Origin of the sequence: Flavobacterium sp. KACC 22763 (assembly GCF_028736155.1) — a bacterium.
Taxonomy (GTDB): Bacteria; Bacteroidota; Bacteroidia; order Flavobacteriales; family Flavobacteriaceae; genus Flavobacterium.
Genome location: NZ_CP117879.1, coordinates 2,577,856 through 2,595,432, shown reverse-complemented (window position 1 = coordinate 2,595,432; position 17,577 = coordinate 2,577,856). Strand labels below are relative to the sequence as shown.

The window sequence follows — 17,577 nt, the reverse complement described above, 5'->3', positions numbered from 1 at the left end:
TTCACGATATTAAGTTTCTTTGTAGTGTATTAAATGATTAATAATCAGGTATTTAGTTAATTTTTTAGAAGATTAAAGAATATCGACTAAATACTAATTTTATAGATGAAGTACATAAAATGACAAAAAGTGACTTTTCTAATTTTTGTAGTCCAAAAATTTTACAGGGCATTTATTCTTGTTAAAATTTTGTTATAATGTTAACGGAAATAAAAAAAGGAAAAGGTTTAAAATTTCTTTTGTAAATTAGAACTTAATTAAAAAATGACCTGCAACTCAGGTTTTTAAAAATTGCTACTTATGAAAAATCTTATATTAATTCGTCATGCCAAATCTAGCTGGGAAGCACCACTGAAAGATTTTGATCGTCCATTAATGAAAAGAGGAATTTTAGATGCGCATGATGTTTCATTAAATATTTCAGAGTATCTTCCTAAAACGTATATTATTTGGAGCAGCACAGCCGCGAGAGCCACAGAAACCGCTTTAATTTTTGCGCAAAACATATCTTATCCATTAGAAAGCATCATTTTTAGAGATGATCTGTACACTTTTGATGAGAAGCAGCTCGAAAAAGTTATTAAATCGTGTGATAATAGTTTTGAAAGCGTTATTCTTTTTGGACATAACGAGGCTATTACAAATTTTGTTAATAAATTTGGGGATGTTTTTATAGAAAATGTACCAACTTCGGGCTTTGTATCGTTACAGTTTGATGCCGAAAGTTGGGACACGATCCATAAGGGCAAAACACATAAAACTATTTTCCCCAAAGATTTAAAATAATTACAGTGTACGAACAGAAATATATCGATAGAGAAAAAAGCTGGTTAGCGTTTAATGCGAGAGTGCTTCAGGAAGCAGCAGACAATACAGTACCACTTTTAGACAGACTGCGTTTTGTTGGAATTTTTTCAAACAACTTAGATGAATTTTTTAGAGTTCGGTACGCGGCCATTCGACGATTAAGTCTTTCAGGTATTTCTGGTGAAAAATATTTAGGAGGTATTTCTGCGCATCAATTAATTAAAGATATTACCGAAATTGTAATTCAACAACAGTCTGAAAGTTTGCGTATTCTTGGAAACATTGAAGCAGAACTAGAATCTGAAAATATTTTTATTATCAATGAAAAACAGATTACACCAAAACAAGAGTGTTTCTTAAAGGACTTTTATACCCAAAAATTAAGTCCAGAACTAGTGACCATCATTTTAAATGATTTGGCTGTTTTTCCAATTCTAAAAGATACTTTAGGCTATTTGGCAGTTCGTTTAGAATTAGCAAATGATGAGGTTCGTTATGCTTTAATTGAAATTCCAAAAAATATCAACAGATTTGTCGTTCTTCCTTCTGAAGAAGAAAAACAATATGTTATTTTAATAGATGATGTTATTCGTTTTAAACTGAAAAACATCTTTAATATATTTGATTACAAGAGCGTTTCTGCTCACATGATCAAAATTACGCGTGATGCACAATTGGATATAGATAGTGATTTGAGTAAAAGTATGCTTGAAAAAATTGCTTCGTCTGTAAAAGATCGCCGAATAGGAGAACCTGTTCGTTTTATTTACGATAATTTAATTGAAGAAGATACCCTGCAATTTTTCTTGGATAAAATGAAAATTGTAGAAACAGATAGTATAATTCCAGGAGGAAGATATCATAATCGTCGCGATTATATGAGTTTTCCAAATCTTGGTAGATACGATTTGTTGTACAAGCCAAACGAACCGTTACCAGTTCCTGGCTTGAATCTTGAAGGGAGTATTCTTGAAAAAATCTCTAAAAAGGATTATTTGGTGCACGCGCCTTACCAGTCATTCTCCTATCTGACTAAGTTTTTGCGCGAAGCGGCTTTAGATCCAAAAGTTACAAGCATTAAAATTACCTTATATCGTTTAGCTAAGAATTCACAAATTATCAGTTCGCTGATAAATGCAGCCAAAAACGGCAAAAGGGTAGTAGTGCAAATCGAACTTCAAGCACGTTTTGATGAAGCTTCGAATATTTCGTATGCAGAACAAATGCAGACAGAAGGAATCGAGCTTATTTTTGGTATCAAAGGATTGAAAGTGCACAGTAAGATTTGTGTAATTGAAAGAACGGAAGAAGGTAAAAACCGTCGTTACGGATTCATTTCAACTGGAAACTTCAACGAAGCAACAGCAAAAATTTATACCGATGTAACACTTTTTACTTGCCACCAAGGAATCTTAAAAGACACATCAAAAATATTTGAGTTTTTTGATATTAATTATAGAGTACACAGATACAAGCATTTAATTGTATCGCCTCATTACACGAGAACCAAATTCATCAAACTTATTGATCGTGAAATTCTTCATGCATTGGCAGGTAGAAAAACGCATATTAAATTAAAAATGAATAGTTTGTCCGATTTTAAAATGATCGATAAATTATACGAAGCAAGTAATGCTGGAGTGAAAATTCAGCTTCAGGTAAGAGGAATATGTTCTCTAATTCCGGGAATTCCAGGTATGAGCGAAAACATCGAAGCCATAAGTATTGTAGACAATTACTTAGAACATTCGAGAGTTTACATTTTCGGAAATGCTGGTTTGACCGAAGTTTACATTTCGTCTGCCGATTTTATGACTAGAAATCTTGACGGCAGAGTCGAGGTAACCTGCCCGATTTATGATCTTGAAATCAAAAAGGAATTGATTGATAACTTTAATATTGCCTGGAAAGGAAATGTAAAAGTGAGATATCACTCCTATAAATTAGATAATAAATATAAGCCCAAAAATCATCATGCGCCATTTAGAGCACAATTTGAAACCTATAAATATTATCAGAATAAAGTAGCTATACTTGAAGAGGTTCCTCAAAAAGTAAATTAATAATAAATACCAATTTCAAATCATAAAGTGAGCATGATTAATATTAGGAAGTTCGCAGCGATAGATATCGGTTCAAATGCCATGAGGCTTTTGATTGCTAACGTTGTTGAACAAGAAGGCAAAGAACCGCAGTTTAATAAAAGTTCCCTTGTTCGTGTGCCAATTCGTTTAGGACAAGACGCCTTCACGGTTGGAGAAATTTCACCAGAAAATATAGATCGAATGGTAGATGCCATGAAAGCATTCAACCTTTTGATGAAAGTACATAAAGTAGAGCGTTATATGGCATTTGCGACTTCTGCAATGCGCGAAGCCTATAATGCAAAAGAAGTTGTGGCTTTAATTAAGAAAAAAGCCGACATAAAAATCGAGATCATCGACGGTAAAAAAGAGGCGGCAATTATTGCTTCTACAGATTTGCATCATTTAATTAAATCTGACGAAACTTATCTTTTTGTAGATGTTGGAGGTGGAAGTACCGAGTTTACCTTATTCTCTGACGGAAAAATGATTACGTCAAGATCTTTCAAAGCAGGAACGGTTCGTTTACTTAATAATATGGTGCACGATTCAGTTTGGGATGAAATAGAAAAATGGATTAAAACCAATACAGCAGATTACGATGAGGTAACGCTGATAGGTTCTGGAGGAAACATCAATAAGTTGTTTAAAATGTCTGGAAAACAGCAGGAAAAACCGCTTTCGTACATTTATGTTAACTCACAGTACGCATTCTTAAATTCATTGACTTACGAACAGAGAATTGCCGAATTAGGATTGAACTCCGACCGTGCCGACGTGATTATTCATGCCACTCGTATTTATCTGAATGCTATGAAATGGAGTGGTGCGCGCCAGATTTATGTTCCTAAAATCGGACTTTCTGATGGTATCGTAAAAGCAATGTATTACGGTAAAATTTAATATTATTTTTTTTAATGAATAAAGGCAGACTAGAAGCTTTTAGTGATGGCGTTTTGGCAATCATTATAACAATTATGATTTTGGAAATTAAAGCGCCGCAAGGACATGAATTTGCAGATTTAAAACCGCTTATTCCAAAGTTTTTAAGTTATGTTTTGAGTTTTATTTACGTTGGAATATACTGGAATAATCATCATTATTTACTCCATGGTTTATCAAAAGTAAACGGAAAAGTATTGTGGAGTAATCTGCACTTTTTGTTTTGGCTGTCTTTAATTCCCGTTTCTACCGCTTGGATGGGGGAGCATAATTTTGAGAAAGCTGCAATGACAATGTATGGTGTTGTGTTGCTTCTCTCGGCAATCTCTTATATTATTTTGCAATATACTATAATGTGCAGTGAAGGAAGTAATTCTGCTTTAAGAAAAGCACTTAACAAAGATTATAAAGGTAAAATCTCCTTAGTTCTATACGTTATCGGAATTGTTACGGCATTCTTTAACCAGTGGGTTTCTGGAGCAGCTTATTTTACAGTTGCTATGTTATGGCTTATTCCAGACAAAAGAATCGGAAGGATTTTTTCTTAAAATGAATAGTTTATGAAAGCTGTTTTTCAGTCCATTCAAGATTTCTCTGCTGACGAATTAAGTCTTTTAGATAGTTTGATAACATTTCGAACATTAAAAAAAGGAGAACTTCTATTGGCTGAAAATCAAGTTTGCAACGAAATAGTTTTTATCGAAAAAGGAATTCTCCGTTCCTTTTTCGTCAATCATAAAGGCGATGAAATCACCAATTGTTTTGCTTTCGAAAACGAATTTATGGCTTCTTTTGCCAGTTTTATCACAGAAGAAAAAGCAGAAGAAAACATTCAGGCTCTTACCGATACTCAATTACAGATTCTAAATAGAAAAGCTCTAGAAAAACTCTACCAATCAGGGTTTAACTGGCAGGAAACAGGCAGAAAATTAACCGAATTAGAATTTGTAAATCTACACAAAAGAATGGTTTCTTTTCAGAAACTATCAGGGGCACAGCGCTACGAAGAACTTTGCCAAAACCATCAAAAGTATATTCAGTTAATTCCTTTGCAATATTTGGCTTCTTATCTAGGAATTACCCCAAGACATTTAAGCCGAATAAGAAAAGTGGTTGTTTGATAAATTGAGTTTTTTAGATTAAAAATCCTTTTAATCTATTTAATCTGTGGCAAAAACACTTTTCAGGACATTTGTCTAGTAAAAGAAAATGTACTAATAGTATTTTTGAAAAAACGTAAACATGAAAAAAATACTGATTATAAACGGACATCCAAACGCGGAAAGCTTCAATTTCGGAATTGCAGAATCGTATCAAAAAGGCGCCGTTGCTTCTGGTGCACAAGTAGAAACCATCACAATTGCTAATTTAAAATTTAGTCCAAATCTCAAATTTGGTTATCAGAAAAGAACCGATCTAGAACCAGATTTATTAGAATCTTGGGAGAAAATCAAAAGAGCCGATCATTTAGTTTGGATTCATCCCGTTTGGTGGGGCGGACTTCCAGCGATAACAAAAGGATTTATTGATCGTTTGTTTTTGCCGGGAATGGCATTTGAATATCGCGAAAATTCGGTTTGGTGGGATAAATTGCTAAAAGGCAAAACAGCTCACATTATCACAACCCTAGATCAGCCGAGCTGGTATTATAGATTGTTTTTTGGAAGACCTAGCGTGAATCAATTAAAGAAATCTACTTTGGAATTCTGTGGTATAAAACCAGTAAAAGTAAGCTACGTAGGAATTGTAAAAGGTTCGACCGAAGAACAAAGGAAAAAATGGCTAGATAAAGTTTACAATTTCGGGCTTAAAAATAAATAGTTTTTTGTTCGCTACGACTCGAGCGATAGCGAATTGGCGAAGTAAATCCAGTAAATTATTAAATAGTATTAATAAAGGAAAAAAAATCGTGAAAATTCGAGAAATTCGTGGCTAACAAAAAAATTAATCCTTCAAATCTAATCCAAATGTTGAACGCAAAAGCTCAATGTTTGGGTTGATTTCTAAGAAACGATTATATCTATCTTGATTATTATAAGTTCGTTTTGTTTCAGCCTGCTCGTTTACAATTACTTCAATTGTAATGTCGTGATTATGCAAATGACCTTTTAAATGCCCCAATAAACCATTCATCTGACTTTCGAATTCTAGTTTAGAACCTTCATTTGGCAGTTCATAAGAAATTGTGGTTCCGTTTAGAACAGGATCGCTGATCAATAGAATAGATTCCATAATTCTAAGCCCTTTTTGTCCTAAGCGTTCTGCATATTTGTTCCAATGAAGACGCATATCGGTTTCATTAAACTCTTCAGTAGGTAAAACAGAAGATGGTTTAACATACGATTTACTGCTTGCTTCCAATTCTTTTTTCTTGCGGATACTAGCAAGAGAAAAAGCAGAAACTTTAGGAGCGCCGCTTGTATCTGCCTTTGGAACTTCTGGAGCCTGAACTTTTGGAGTTTCAGCAACTTGTTCTGGTTGAGGAATGGCAACTTTAGTTTCAGTTGCAGCTTGAGAAGTTTGATTTTCAATTGCAACAGAACTTTCGATTTTCGATTTTGGACTTTGAACTTCAACTATAGAATAGCCTCCGTTTTTAAAGTAAACGGGTGGAATTATGAATTGCTCAACTTTTTTTTTTCTCCATCAAAGTTGATAGAGGCCAGTTGCATCAAACATAATTCAACTAAAAGACGTTGATTCTGACTTAATTTGTATTTTAAATCGCAGTCGTTTGCAATGTCAATTCCTTTAAGTAAAAATTCCTGAGAACATTTTTGCGATTGTGTAGCATACATTTGTTGCGCTTGCTCACCAACTTCTAATAAAGCAATAGTCGAAGGTGTTTTGCTTACTAATAAATCTCTGAAATGTGAAGCCAAACCAGCAATAAAATGATGTCCATCAAAACCTTTGGCTAAGATATCATTGTATGCTAATAAAAGTTTCGGAATCTCATTTTCCAGAAGTAAATCAGTAATCGAAATATAAGTTTCGTAATCTAAAACGTTTAGGTTTTCGGTTACAGCTTGACGTGTCAAATTTGTTCCGCAGTAAGAAACTACACGGTCAAAAATAGACAAAGCATCACGCATGGCACCATCTGCTTTTTGAGCAATAATGTGCAATGCATCATCTTCAAAAACGATTCCTTGACTTTCAGCAACATCAGCCAAATGTTCTTTAGCATCTTTTACTGTAATTCTTTTGAAATCAAAAATCTGACAGCGAGATAAAATCGTTGGAAGGATTTTGTGTTTTTCTGTTGTTGCTAAAATGAAAATAGCATGTTTTGGCGGTTCTTCTAATGTTTTAAGAAAAGCATTAAAAGCGGCCGAAGACAACATGTGGACCTCGTCAATGATATATACTTTGTATTGTCCAGTTTGTGGCGGGATTCTAACCTGATCGATAAGGTTACGGATATCATCAACCGAGTTGTTTGAAGCAGCATCTAGCTCAAAAACGTTAAATGCAAAATCTTCAGTAGGATCGTCATATCCAGGCTGATTTATTTTTCTTGCCAAGATACGCGCGCAAGTAGTTTTACCAACTCCACGCGGTCCTGTAAACAAAAGAGCAGAAGCTAAGTGATTGGTTTCAATAGCGTTCAACAAAGTGTTTGTAATGGCCTTTTGCCCCACAACATCCTTAAAGGTCTGCGGGCGATATTTTCTTGCCGATACTACAAATTGTTCCATATTCTCTTTTATTGGATAGCAAATATAGAGTATAATTTAATGATTTAAAAATTTAAAAATTGAAAGATTTTTAAGTGGTTGAATTGTAGAAAGAAAAAAATATTATCTGCAACGTTTAAAGAAAAAGTAATACTTTTAATGCAAAATATTTAACAGCCTATTTATTATTAATTAGAAAATATGAACGCAAAACAAATAGTTAAATTAAGTAATATCATCGGAATTTCCTCTATAATTTTATTAGTGTACTGGGTCTTTACATTTATTGTAATTGAAGTTTTCGGACTAAAGGTTTTTAGAGAAAACATGACCGAAAGCTTTTATTTAAGCATTCTCGGTATTCTTGCTCTTATGGCAGGATCTCTAATAGTGAATCTCATGTTTAATTTGACGAGAATTGCCGAAAGAAAAAATGAAGATGAAGTAAACACAAAATCAAATCGACGCAAGTTTGCTGTTCTGCTTTTAATTTTTCCGTTAATTCTAGTTATACTTTTTGGCGGTGATTATTTGACTTCTGCCAAAAAAGAAAAAATGCTAATTAGCTCTGCGAAATCTATTATAGAATCTAACAAGGCAAATAGCGATAAACTTTTAAATTATACTTTTTCCAAATCTTACATCAAAGAAACTACAGGAATTTTAAGAGTTTTATCTTCAACCGATAAAAACTTTCCGAGTGTAACTTTAATTGTGAAAGATTCCATTAAAGATTCACCTGTTTTTCTTGGTTTTAATGCTTATTATAATGAAAGCTTAGATAGTGACACAATACAACCTCAAAAAGTAAATTATATTTATCAGACTAATAAAGAAGAAAGAGCTTATCTTAATGAGGTTTTTAATAAAAATAGTGATGAGTTAAGATATAGTTCAAGCAATGGTAATTATGAATTGTTTTACCCATACAAAAAGAACGGAAAAACGATCATCATCTATTTTTCTGAACAGCAGCGTTATGGCAAATTAGGAAGCTGATAAATTTAAATCATGAAGAAATATTTTCTAGTATTAGTTTTGCTTGCAGCGTTTGCTGTAAAAGCACAAAAAACTCAAATGAGTCCAATTTATCAATTGCGAATCTATGAGATTTTCGAAAGCAATAAGAAAGAATTTCACGAACGTTTTCGCGATCATGCCATGCGCATTATGAAGAAATACAACTTTAAGATTATTTCTATTTACGAATCAAAATCAGATAAGAAAACAGAGTTTGTTTATTTTCTAGAGTGGCCAGATGAAGCAACAATGAAAAAAGCATGGGAAGGTTTTAGAAAAGATCAGGAATGGATTGATGTTAAAAAGCAATATACTGCAAAATACGGTGATGTAGTAGGAAATATAGAAGATCGCGTTTTGACTAAGCTTGATTATTCACCTAATTAAAAAAATGAGAAGAATTTATTTTTATGTCATTCCTAAGGAATGAAAAGAATTTCAGTTTCTAGGAATGACATAGATTATTGAATCATTTTTTGTTCTCATTTGCTTTTACTTGATTTATAAAAGATTCTTTCTTTTGAAACCGATTGCTCTAGCCCTGATGGTAGCGGCATCCTTTTGTGGCGGTCCCGATAGCTATCGGGAGCAGCAAAAGATATAGCGGACAGCAGGTTCCCGGCTCCTAAAAACTATCTTCTCTTAATGCTTAAATCCAATAAAAACTGTGCTGTTTCCTGATCTGAATCGGCTGAGAAACCAGCAACATAAACTCCTTTTTTGCCCGTAGTCGACTTAATTCCGTATACAACTGCCTCATCTGCTGGGTCTGACTCACCCTCGTATCGATACACATGAACAATTTCAAATTTCTCAGGATTCTTTTTAATCGCATCAGCATTTCGATTAAAATCGCACGTAAATCCTTTTTCATTCAATTGATCTAAAGCTTTTGAAACAGTTGCGTAATGATACATTCTTTTCATGATAAACTGAAATTAAATTATAGATTTTTAAAGATAACTATTTTAAAATTAAAAAGTTATGATAAAACTCATAAAATCTAAAATTTAAAATCATTATTGTTAGTTCTTAAATCGCTATTTTTGCAGCGCAGACCGCCTTATCGTCGTCCCGTCCCGATAGCTATCGGGATCGGGAGGGAGGAAAGTCCGGACACCATAGAGAAGCATAGCGGGTAACGCCCGTCGGTTCCGAAAGGGATTAGGACAAGTGCAGCAGAAAGTATGTACAGGTAATGCTGTAGTGAAACCAGGTAAACTCTATGCGGTGAAATACCAAGTATATCGGCATTTAAGGGCTTCTCGTTCGTTGCCGAAGGGTAGGTAGATTGAGTCCATCAGTAATGGTGGATCTAGATAAATGATAAGGTATTGTTTTGTTGCAAAATAAGACAAGAACAGAATCCGGCTTACAGGTCTGCATTTTTTATATATTTGTGAACTATCTAACTTATCCTCATGAATATTACGACTCCAAATCCTTCGTCAAAATCTAAAAAAAGCCTTTTTAGAACCATTGTAACCAATCTTACTTTTTGGGTTTTAATTGCTATTATTTCGGGTGTTTTGCTTGGACATTTTTCTCCAGAAAATGGTGTAAAGATGGAATTTCTGGGCAAGAAGTTTATTCAGCTTATTTCGCTTTTCATTGGGCCAATTATTTTCCTGACCATCGTTTTAGGAATTTCGGGTATGGGAAATCTTAAAAAAGTAGGTCGAATAGGGGTTAAAGCTTTAACGTATTTTGAAGTAGTTTCGACCGTTGCTCTGGCAATTGGTGTGACTGTTGCTTATATATTTAAACCAGGAAAAATTGATAAATCGGGACTGACTTTTGGCGATGCAAGCCAATATACAAATGGAGCAGCAAAGGATTTTTCGTGGTTGCAGTTCTTTTTGTCCAATTTTACATTACAGGTTTTGTTGGCTGCTATTATATGCGGAATAGCGTTGAACTTTTATCAGAAAAGAGAACAGACTATTTTGGTTCTGGAACGATTTTCGAAAGTCGTTTTTACGGCTTTAAAATATGTAATGTATCTAGCGCCAATTGGTGCTTTTGGTGGAATGGCTTACACGATTGGGAAATTTGGTTTGGCAACTTTGATTCCGCTTGGAAAACTGATGCTTTGTGTTTATCTGACTATGGCATTGTTTGTCTTTTTGGTTTTAGGAAGCATATTGAGATATTACAAAATCAACATTCTTTCAATTTTAAAATATATTAAAGAAGAACTTTTACTAGTTCTAGGGACTTCATCTTCTGAAGCTGCTTTGCCAAGTATTATGGTAAAATTGGAAAGAATGGGTTGCAGTAAATCGGTTGTGGGATTGGTGATTCCGACTGGTTATTCTTTTAATCTCGATGGAACTTCGATTTATCTTTCGATGTCAGTCCTTTTCATTGCGCAACTCTACGATGTGCATTTGACTTTTTTTGAAATCATGACCGTTATCGGAATTCTTATGATTACTTCGAAAGGCGCAGCGGGCGTAACAGGAAGCGGATTTATCGTTTTAGCATCAACTTTAACCGCATTGCATAAAATTCCAGTTGAAGGTTTGGCATTTCTATTGGGAGTAGATAAATTTATGAGCGAAGCCAGAGCGATTACCAATTTAATTGGAAACACAGTGGCAACAATAATAATTTCTAAAACAGAAAGAGATTTTATAGAGCTTGATTTGAGTAATCCTGAGGGTGAATGAAATTGATTATGTTTTAATTTTTCTCGCAGATTTTGCAGATTTAAGAGATTTTTTAAAATTGCAATCTGTAAAATCTGCAAAATCCGCGGGAGAAAAAACTTTGAGTCTTAGTGCCTTCGTGGCAATTCTTTTTTAGCTCTCGTCTTTTGTTGTTTTTACCAAGCTGATTCCCGATGTAAAAAACACGATTCCTAATATTCCGTAAATAATAAGTGATTTTATATCTCTGGTTTCGCCAGATGTGCCGGCAAAAATAACGGCCGTATAAATAAGTCCTATAATTCCGAGGATTGTAAGCAACCCGCCGAAAAATCTTTTTAGGTTCATGATTGTTAGATTTAAAAGTTCTCTAACAAAGTTAAATTTTGACAAGTTAATTTCTGTTACACAATTGTTTATGTGAAATTATATGATTCGAATACTATTTTTCTATTTTAAATTCCAATCCTATATTTCGAACACTTTCTATTTTGATTTTTGGATCTGAATTAAAATACTTTCTAAGTCTGCTGATAAAAACATCCATGCTTCGCCCTGAGAAATAATCGTCTTTTTTCCAGATAGACATTAAAATCTGATCTCTTTTTAATAACTGATTATGATTCAAATATAGATATTCAATAAGAGAAGCTTCCATCTCTGTAAGCTGCTGAACATGATTTTTATTATTGAGTGTTAGACGCTCGTTATCAAAAATATACGATCCAATTTCAATCATATTATTTCCTTCCAGACTTCTTTTTTGCTCTATTCTCTTTAGAATATTTTGTAAACGAAGAACCAGCTCATCAACTTCAAAAGGTTTTGCGATATAGTCGTCTGCACCAAGTTTTAGACCAATAATTTTATCTTCTTTAAGCTTTCTTGCCGTTAGAAAAATAAAAGGAATTTCTGGATTGATGGTGATTATTTTTTCCGCCAATGAAAATCCGTCCATTTTAGGCATCATGACATCAAAAATGCAAATATCAAAAGCCTGGTTTTTAAAATAATCTAAAGCTATCTCGCCATTTTCTGCCCAAACTACTTCAAATTGATGCAGTTCTAAATATTGTTTTAAAATTGCAGCAAAATCAAAATCGTCTTCGGCTAAAAGTAATCTTTTCAAAATAAGGTAATTAAACTTTTAATAAAATAGTAAACTGAGTTCCTTTTCCTAACTCGCTAATAACATTTACAGAACCTTGATGCGCTTTTACAATTTGGTCGACATAATACAATCCTAAACCAAGGCCTTTTGTATTATGCAGATTTCCTTGTTGCACACGATAGAATTTTTCAAAAAGAAACGCTTGTTTGTTTTTAGCAATTCCAATTCCGTCATCTTCAAAACTGATAGAAAATTGGTTTTCTACCATTTTTGTTTTTACTGTAATGGTATTAGATCCATATTTTGCAGCATTTTCCAAAACATTTAAGAAAGCCGTTGTTAAATGAAATTTATCCAAAACTAGGATCGTTTTCGCTGTCTGAAAATCGGTCTTAAGATTGACTTTAGGAAACGTAATTTTAAAATCATTGACAATAGAAAGCAGAAAATCTTCGGCATCTATTTTTTCCTTTTGTAATTCAATTTCATTTTCTGCCAAAGAATTCGCCATAACCTGATCGATTAAATTCTGAAGACGGTTATTTTGACGTGAAATTGTATTCACAATGGCGTTGAAATTTTCTTCATTTTCACGAATGCTTTTCTGTGCTAAAATCTTTGTCGAGATCCCTAAAGTTGCCAAAGGCGTTTTAAGTTCGTGTGTAATATTATTGATAAAATCGGTTTTTACATCGCTTACTTTTTTCTGTTTAATCAAAGCTTTTAAGGCAATGACAAAAAGCGTAATTAAAGTCAGAATTGATAATAAAGACAAAATGAGAATAAAAGTCATTCGTCTCAGAATAATCATTTCCCAATCTATTACAGAAACGTACATAGAATCTTCTGTCAGCAATTGATATTCCTGATTTTCAAAAGTTCCGTTGGTTGTTCCAACATAATTTCTCACTAAAAAAGCATGATTAAGCGAAGCTAGATTTCCGTACAATTTATTCTGAATAAAAGGCTTCTCTGAGAAAATAGTATCGGCTTTTTTGGCACTTTGATATAAAATAAATTTGTTGAGAACAATGGCAAAATCAATTTTAAAATTCGGCAAATCTCTTTCAAATTTTCGTTGGATTTCTTGTGTTACAGCGCTCTGATATTCATTTTGTAAAACACCAATCTTAATATCTAATTTGCTGTTTTTTCCTTTTATATATCTTTCAGAAAGGCTTTTGTAAAGTGCTTCTTTTTTTGCCACAAAAGCTGAGTCAATATCACTGTAGTTGTTTGAAATCTGAGCAATTTCATTTTTGATCTGTGTATGAAACTGTGCCACTTTATATTCGTAGGCTGTTTTTACCAAATAACATTGCACCGTCATAAGCACGATTAGTGCAATGACAGAAAATGTGATTAATAAATTGATTCTTTGTTTCATATTCCTTCGAAAATTCTGTTTCAAAAATACTGTTTTTACTAATCAAATGGCAGATTAACTCTGCATTAACCTACGATTAACTTTCAGAACTAGGTTTTCAAAGCATTTTTGCAGCAACACTAATCAATTTAAATTTTAAAATGAATTTTTATCTGCCATTAAAACTTCTAATAACACTTTTACTTTTTTGTCTTTCATATATTGCCAATGCTCAGAATGAAACACCAAAAGACTCTACTTCAAATCAATTAGATGAAATTGTCATCAGCCAGGAGAAAAAGACATTTACAAACTCAAACGGAAACATAAAAGTTGACGTTGCCAATTCGGTTTACAGCACAATTCCAAATCCAGTCGATTTGCTTTCAAAATTGCCATCGGTTCAAGTAAGTACCGATCGCGAAAGTATTTCGATTGTCGGAAAAGGAAATCCGCTCATTTACATTGACGGGCAAAAAGGAACGATAACCGATTTGAATGCCTTGAGTGTCGCTGATATTAAAACAATTGAAATTATTAAAAACCCATCTTCAAAATACGAAGCCGAAGGCCGTGCTGTCATTTTAATTACCAGAAAACTCAGTAAAAAAGACAGTTTTAGAACCGAAATTTCAGAAACAGCGTCTTTCAAAAAGAATTATAATAATTATTTAGGTTTTAATTCTAGTTTTAAGAAAGGTAAATTAGAATGGAAAGCCAATTTTAATTACAATAAATTAAATCCTTGGGAGAAGCATACTCTAGAATATGAAATTCCAAAAGCTTCCATTATTTCCAATTATGATGTAATGGCAAATACACATCGCAATCAATACATTTTTGGAGGCGGAATGTTTTACAAAATAAAAGAGGAGGATTATTTCTCCATTAATGTAAATGGAAAGCTTCAGAGTGATACGTTCGATATCAACACTTTTACTTTTAATCAAAATCAGGATGTGGTAAATAATGTTTTTACACTGAGTGATAATTCAAGTAAAAAGGATTTTGTAAATGCATTTGTGAATTATTCAAAAAAAATAAAATCGATTGACACGCAGCTTTTTGCTGGTTTTCAATACTCTAATTTTAATCAGCATTTAAAGAGTTTAGTAGCCAATAATTACAATGAAACCGATTTTGAATTGTCGCAAAATCGCGATCAGAAATTTAATGTCGATGTTTTTTCTGGAAGAGTTGATTTGGAGAAAAAGTTTAAAAATGAAATGAATCTGGAATATGGGGCATTGTATCTAAAGGCAAAATCAGTATCAAACGCAGATATTTTTGACTTTGAGAAAAATGCTAGTGAAGTTTCAGATTATGATTTTAAAGAAGAGAATCTCGCCGCTTATATTCAGTTTTTGGGAAAGCTGAAAAAAGTAGACTTTTCATTCGGACTAAGAGCCGAAAATACCAATGTATATGCAAAATTTAGAACGCAAGTTTCGCCTTCAATTGATAAAAACTATACCAATTTGTTTCCGAAAGCCAATCTTACTTTTCCTATCGATAGCACAAAAAGTATTATTCTAGATTATGCGAAAAGCATTGTGAGGCCTAAATATTCTTCATTAAGTCAGATTGCTACCTATATAAATCCGTATTTTTTGTACGGAAGCAGTATAAATTTGGGTCCGGCATTTGTAGATGAAATTTCGAGTTCTTTCCAATATCTGGATAAAACTTTAAAATTTGGTTATTATCAAACCAAAGATGTTGTTAATCCGACTTTTGTTTTTAATGGGGAAACCAATGTGCTGATGATTACCGATATTAATTTTAAACGCGAAACTGGTTTTACAATAGATTTGACGCTTCCGTTTACTTATAAATTCTGGACGGCAACAAATTCTCTCGTTTTTGCAAAAAGTAAGACTGAAGATGACGCAGCTTTATTGCATCCATCAAAACCTTATTTATATTATTATTCCAACAACACTTTTAAACTGCCGAAAGATTTCAGTTTTGTTTTTTCTTTTTGGGGAATGACGAAACAGAACGATGGAATTTTTGAACGAAAAGCCAATTTTATAGTCGATTTATCACTGGCAAAAACATTTGGCAAAAACTGGAGCTGTACCTTAAATTACAATGATATTTTTAAAGCTACGACCTATACAGATGCTTTTGGCATTAATAACATAAATTCAAAGTTTAAATATTGGGTTGATGCAAATGAGATTTCTATTGCAGTTCGTTATTCTTTTGGAAAGATAAAAGATTCAGAATTCAAAGAAAAAAGTGTCAATGAAAGTGAAAACAGGATCAGATAAGGTTTGAAAATTTCAAAAATAAAATTCCAAATTCCAATCTCTGAAGCTTCAGGAGAAAATTGGAATTTGGAATTTGACATTTCAATTTTAAAATTTGGAATTTGGAATTTAAAAAATTGGAATTTTAAAATTTCACCCTTCATCTTCTTCAGTTTCTTTTTTAGAAACATCGTGTGGTAATTCTTCATCATCGTCGGTAGAATTTAGTTCGAAGAAACTAAAAAACGAACCGCCATAACTTTTCTGGAAAGAAAAATTACTCATATGATCCAATTTGGTATATTTTGAATGCTCGATAATCATCATTCCGTCATCTTCCAATAAATCTCTTTCAAAAACTGTTAGCACAATTTTCTCAAAAGTTGCCTGATCCAATCCGTAAGGAGGGTCTGCGAAGATAATATCGTAAGTGGTTTTGCAGTTTTCTAAAAACTTAAAAACATCGCTTTTGGTTGCAGCAATATCAAAATCATATTCTGATGAAACTTGCTTGATGAATTTTACGCATCCGAAATCGCCATCAACCGAAGTAATTGGAGCGCTTCCGCGTGAAGCAAATTCATAGCTGATGTTTCCAGTTCCCGAAAAAAGATCTAAAACCTTTAAGCTGTCAAAATGAAAATGATTATTCAAAACATTAAACAATGCTTCTTTACTCATATCAGTCGTTGGTCTTACAGGTAGGTTTTTTGGCGGAAAAATTCTGCGTCCTTTGTATTTTCCTGAAATGATTCTCATGATTGAAATAAGATATAATGTTTTTGATTTTGAGCGGTTGTAAAGCTGTTTCTTTCTTTTAGTTTTGAGACATCCATGAAAGAAATATGGCGCACGTATTTGTATGCTATAGCATAAAATGGATCGTTTTCTGAAATTGTTCCTAATAATTCTAACTTGAAACTTTCCGGATTCATGCTCATTTGCTCTGCTGTAAATAAAATATAGTAGATGAAATCTTCTGGAGTATTGTATTCAAACGAATTAAACAATAAAAGTTTCTGATTCTGAACCACGATAATTTCAAAATTAACTGGATTAAAATTCACAATCATTTTCTTGTCGTCATTGTTTCTTGAGTTATCCAGAATTTTTTCGACCAAAATCGTATTGGCGTGTTTAGAATTAAACGACCCTACATTATCAATCAGGAAATTGTTTATATTCACATACGGAATATAAACAGAATTCATTTGATAATTAGGAATTTGATCAAAAGTAAAGTGATCTGTTTCAAATACTTTTGTAGTGTATTGCAGATAACTTCCTAAATAATTCTCATCAAATAGAGCAGTTGGGACAAAAGTCGAAAAATTGTTATTATGGATAACCATTACTTCGTCATAAGTCTCTTTTAATTCAGGATTAGTCTTGAAAGCATTGTTGAATAAATCTTCAATTCGACTTGTTTTGCTAGTGGTGTCAAACTTTATTTCTTTGAAAGAAGTAATGACATTGTTTAAAGTATCAAAACAGCAGTATGAAAATCCAGTCAGGGAGACCTGAATAGAAAGTTTTCTGTAATTTTTTGAAGTAATGTTAGTATTTTGTAATGACATAGTTGATTTACAATTCGTTACCTGTTTTAAATCAAGAAAGAATTTAAGCGACCACAAACTTACAAATTAAAAAGGAACAATTAT

18 protein-coding genes and 1 other RNA gene are annotated in these 17,577 nt (G+C 32.9%); 11 read left to right on the top strand and 8 right to left on the bottom strand.

Going from position 1 to position 17,577, the window contains the following annotated elements; all coding sequences use genetic code 11:
• Positions 1-300: 300 nt before the first annotated feature.
• From PQ463_RS10385 to PQ463_RS10360, 6 genes are all read left to right on the top strand, one after another.
• A complete protein-coding gene (locus PQ463_RS10385; protein ID WP_111377238.1) occupies positions 301-786 on the top strand; it encodes a SixA phosphatase family protein in 486 nt (161 codons plus the stop codon).
• A 5-nt stretch (positions 787-791) separates the two neighbouring features.
• Positions 792-2,870, top strand: coding sequence for a polyphosphate kinase 1 (ppk1, locus tag PQ463_RS10380; RefSeq protein ID WP_274257706.1), 2,079 nt, complete (start codon positions 792-794; stop codon positions 2,868-2,870).
• Between the two features lie 33 nt (positions 2,871-2,903).
• Entirely contained in the window at positions 2,904-3,794 is an 891-nt protein-coding gene (locus tag PQ463_RS10375) for a Ppx/GppA phosphatase family protein (protein ID WP_111363603.1), read from the top strand.
• A 14-nt stretch (positions 3,795-3,808) separates the two neighbouring features.
• Positions 3,809-4,381 (top strand): TMEM175 family protein, encoded by a 573-nt coding sequence (locus tag PQ463_RS10370; RefSeq protein WP_274257705.1) that lies wholly within the window; start codon positions 3,809-3,811, stop codon positions 4,379-4,381.
• A gap of 12 nt (positions 4,382-4,393) precedes the next feature.
• On the top strand, positions 4,394-4,954 hold the full coding sequence (locus PQ463_RS10365) for a Crp/Fnr family transcriptional regulator (protein WP_274257704.1): 561 nt from the start codon (positions 4,394-4,396) through the stop codon (positions 4,952-4,954).
• A 121-nt stretch (positions 4,955-5,075) separates the two neighbouring features.
• Complete coding sequence (locus PQ463_RS10360; RefSeq protein WP_274257703.1) at positions 5,076-5,654, top strand: NAD(P)H-dependent oxidoreductase; 579 nt, start codon at positions 5,076-5,078, stop codon at positions 5,652-5,654.
• 123 nt (positions 5,655-5,777) lie between these two features.
• Here PQ463_RS10360 and PQ463_RS10355 read toward each other — a convergent pair whose 3' ends face one another.
• Both PQ463_RS10355 and dnaX read right to left on the bottom strand, forming a co-directional pair.
• A complete protein-coding gene (locus PQ463_RS10355) occupies positions 5,778-6,194 on the bottom strand; it encodes a DUF8439 domain-containing protein (RefSeq protein ID WP_111425461.1) in 417 nt (138 codons plus the stop codon).
• 254 nt (positions 6,195-6,448) lie between these two features.
• Entirely contained in the window at positions 6,449-7,534 is a 1,086-nt protein-coding gene (gene dnaX / locus PQ463_RS10350) for a DNA polymerase III subunit gamma/tau (protein ID WP_248727475.1), read from the bottom strand.
• A gap of 180 nt (positions 7,535-7,714) precedes the next feature.
• Here dnaX and PQ463_RS10345 point away from each other — a divergent pair, with 180 nt between their 5' ends.
• Together PQ463_RS10345 and PQ463_RS10340 are read left to right on the top strand one after the other, a co-directional pair.
• Positions 7,715-8,512: a hypothetical protein gene (locus PQ463_RS10345; protein WP_274257698.1), complete on the top strand. Its 798-nt coding sequence runs from the start codon at positions 7,715-7,717 to the stop codon at positions 8,510-8,512.
• 12 nt (positions 8,513-8,524) lie between these two features.
• Positions 8,525-8,920 carry an NIPSNAP family protein gene (locus PQ463_RS10340; protein ID WP_274257696.1) on the top strand — a complete coding sequence of 132 codons (396 nt, stop codon included), beginning with the start codon at positions 8,525-8,527 and terminating at the stop codon, positions 8,918-8,920.
• A 245-nt stretch (positions 8,921-9,165) separates the two neighbouring features.
• On the opposite strand, the gene PQ463_RS10335 is transcribed toward PQ463_RS10340, so the two are convergent.
• Positions 9,166-9,459: an SH3 domain-containing protein gene (locus tag PQ463_RS10335; RefSeq protein ID WP_111425466.1), complete on the bottom strand. Its 294-nt coding sequence runs from the start codon at positions 9,457-9,459 to the stop codon at positions 9,166-9,168.
• Between the two features lie 124 nt (positions 9,460-9,583).
• Between PQ463_RS10335 and rnpB the strand changes: the two genes are divergently transcribed.
• An RNA gene (gene rnpB / locus PQ463_RS10330) (RNase P RNA component class A) lies at positions 9,584-9,924 on the top strand.
• A 30-nt stretch (positions 9,925-9,954) separates the two neighbouring features.
• Positions 9,955-11,205 (top strand): cation:dicarboxylate symporter family transporter, encoded by a 1,251-nt coding sequence (locus PQ463_RS10325; RefSeq protein WP_274257694.1) that lies wholly within the window; start codon positions 9,955-9,957, stop codon positions 11,203-11,205.
• A gap of 132 nt (positions 11,206-11,337) precedes the next feature.
• Here PQ463_RS10325 and PQ463_RS10320 read toward each other — a convergent pair whose 3' ends face one another.
• The 3 genes from PQ463_RS10320 to PQ463_RS10310 form a co-directional block, all read right to left on the bottom strand.
• Positions 11,338-11,532 carry a hypothetical protein gene (locus PQ463_RS10320; RefSeq protein ID WP_274257692.1) on the bottom strand — a complete coding sequence of 65 codons (195 nt, stop codon included), beginning with the start codon at positions 11,530-11,532 and terminating at the stop codon, positions 11,338-11,340.
• A gap of 94 nt (positions 11,533-11,626) precedes the next feature.
• Entirely contained in the window at positions 11,627-12,313 is a 687-nt protein-coding gene (locus PQ463_RS10315; protein WP_274257690.1) for a response regulator transcription factor, read from the bottom strand.
• Between the two features lie 10 nt (positions 12,314-12,323).
• Positions 12,324-13,682 (bottom strand): sensor histidine kinase, encoded by a 1,359-nt coding sequence (locus PQ463_RS10310; protein ID WP_274257689.1) that lies wholly within the window; start codon positions 13,680-13,682, stop codon positions 12,324-12,326.
• A 140-nt stretch (positions 13,683-13,822) separates the two neighbouring features.
• Between PQ463_RS10310 and PQ463_RS10305 the strand changes: the two genes are divergently transcribed.
• Positions 13,823-15,937, top strand: coding sequence for a TonB-dependent receptor domain-containing protein (locus PQ463_RS10305; RefSeq protein ID WP_274257687.1), 2,115 nt, complete (start codon positions 13,823-13,825; stop codon positions 15,935-15,937).
• A gap of 132 nt (positions 15,938-16,069) precedes the next feature.
• Here PQ463_RS10305 and PQ463_RS10300 read toward each other — a convergent pair whose 3' ends face one another.
• The gene (locus tag PQ463_RS10300) at positions 16,070-16,675 is read right to left on the bottom strand and encodes an RsmD family RNA methyltransferase (protein WP_274257685.1); all 606 of its coding nucleotides are present in this window, start codon (positions 16,673-16,675) and stop codon (positions 16,070-16,072) included.
• The gene (locus tag PQ463_RS10295) at positions 16,672-17,493 is read right to left on the bottom strand and encodes a DUF3822 family protein (protein ID WP_274257684.1); all 822 of its coding nucleotides are present in this window, start codon (positions 17,491-17,493) and stop codon (positions 16,672-16,674) included. The genes PQ463_RS10300 and PQ463_RS10295 overlap by 4 nt, the downstream gene beginning before the upstream one ends.
• Positions 17,494-17,577: the final 84 nt, after the last annotated feature.

What these genes read in the sequence shown, in the direction of transcription:
- PQ463_RS10365 (WP_274257704.1), top strand. Translation starts at nt 4,394, where the DNA reads ATGAAAGCTGTTTTTCAGTCCATTCAAGATTTCTCTGCTGACGAATTA.
- PQ463_RS10305 (WP_274257687.1), top strand. Translation starts at nt 13,823, where the DNA reads ATGAATTTTTATCTGCCATTAAAACTTCTAATAACACTTTTACTTTTT.
- PQ463_RS10310 (WP_274257689.1), bottom strand. Translation starts at nt 13,682, where the DNA reads ATGAAACAAAGAATCAATTTATTAATCACATTTTCTGTCATTGCACTA.
- PQ463_RS10295 (WP_274257684.1), bottom strand. Translation starts at nt 17,493, where the DNA reads ATGTCATTACAAAATACTAACATTACTTCAAAAAATTACAGAAAACTT.
- PQ463_RS10325 (WP_274257694.1), top strand. Translation starts at nt 9,955, where the DNA reads ATGAATATTACGACTCCAAATCCTTCGTCAAAATCTAAAAAAAGCCTT.
- PQ463_RS10370 (WP_274257705.1), top strand. Translation starts at nt 3,809, where the DNA reads ATGAATAAAGGCAGACTAGAAGCTTTTAGTGATGGCGTTTTGGCAATC.
- PQ463_RS10375 (WP_111363603.1), top strand. Translation starts at nt 2,904, where the DNA reads ATGATTAATATTAGGAAGTTCGCAGCGATAGATATCGGTTCAAATGCC.
- PQ463_RS10360 (WP_274257703.1), top strand. Translation starts at nt 5,076, where the DNA reads ATGAAAAAAATACTGATTATAAACGGACATCCAAACGCGGAAAGCTTC.
- PQ463_RS10385 (WP_111377238.1), top strand. Translation starts at nt 301, where the DNA reads ATGAAAAATCTTATATTAATTCGTCATGCCAAATCTAGCTGGGAAGCA.
- PQ463_RS10345 (WP_274257698.1), top strand. Translation starts at nt 7,715, where the DNA reads ATGAACGCAAAACAAATAGTTAAATTAAGTAATATCATCGGAATTTCC.
- PQ463_RS10335 (WP_111425466.1), bottom strand. Translation starts at nt 9,459, where the DNA reads ATGAAAAGAATGTATCATTACGCAACTGTTTCAAAAGCTTTAGATCAA.
- PQ463_RS10340 (WP_274257696.1), top strand. Translation starts at nt 8,525, where the DNA reads ATGAAGAAATATTTTCTAGTATTAGTTTTGCTTGCAGCGTTTGCTGTA.
- dnaX (WP_248727475.1), bottom strand. Translation starts at nt 7,534, where the DNA reads ATGGAACAATTTGTAGTATCGGCAAGAAAATATCGCCCGCAGACCTTT.
- PQ463_RS10300 (WP_274257685.1), bottom strand. Translation starts at nt 16,675, where the DNA reads ATGAGAATCATTTCAGGAAAATACAAAGGACGCAGAATTTTTCCGCCA.
- PQ463_RS10320 (WP_274257692.1), bottom strand. Translation starts at nt 11,532, where the DNA reads ATGAACCTAAAAAGATTTTTCGGCGGGTTGCTTACAATCCTCGGAATT.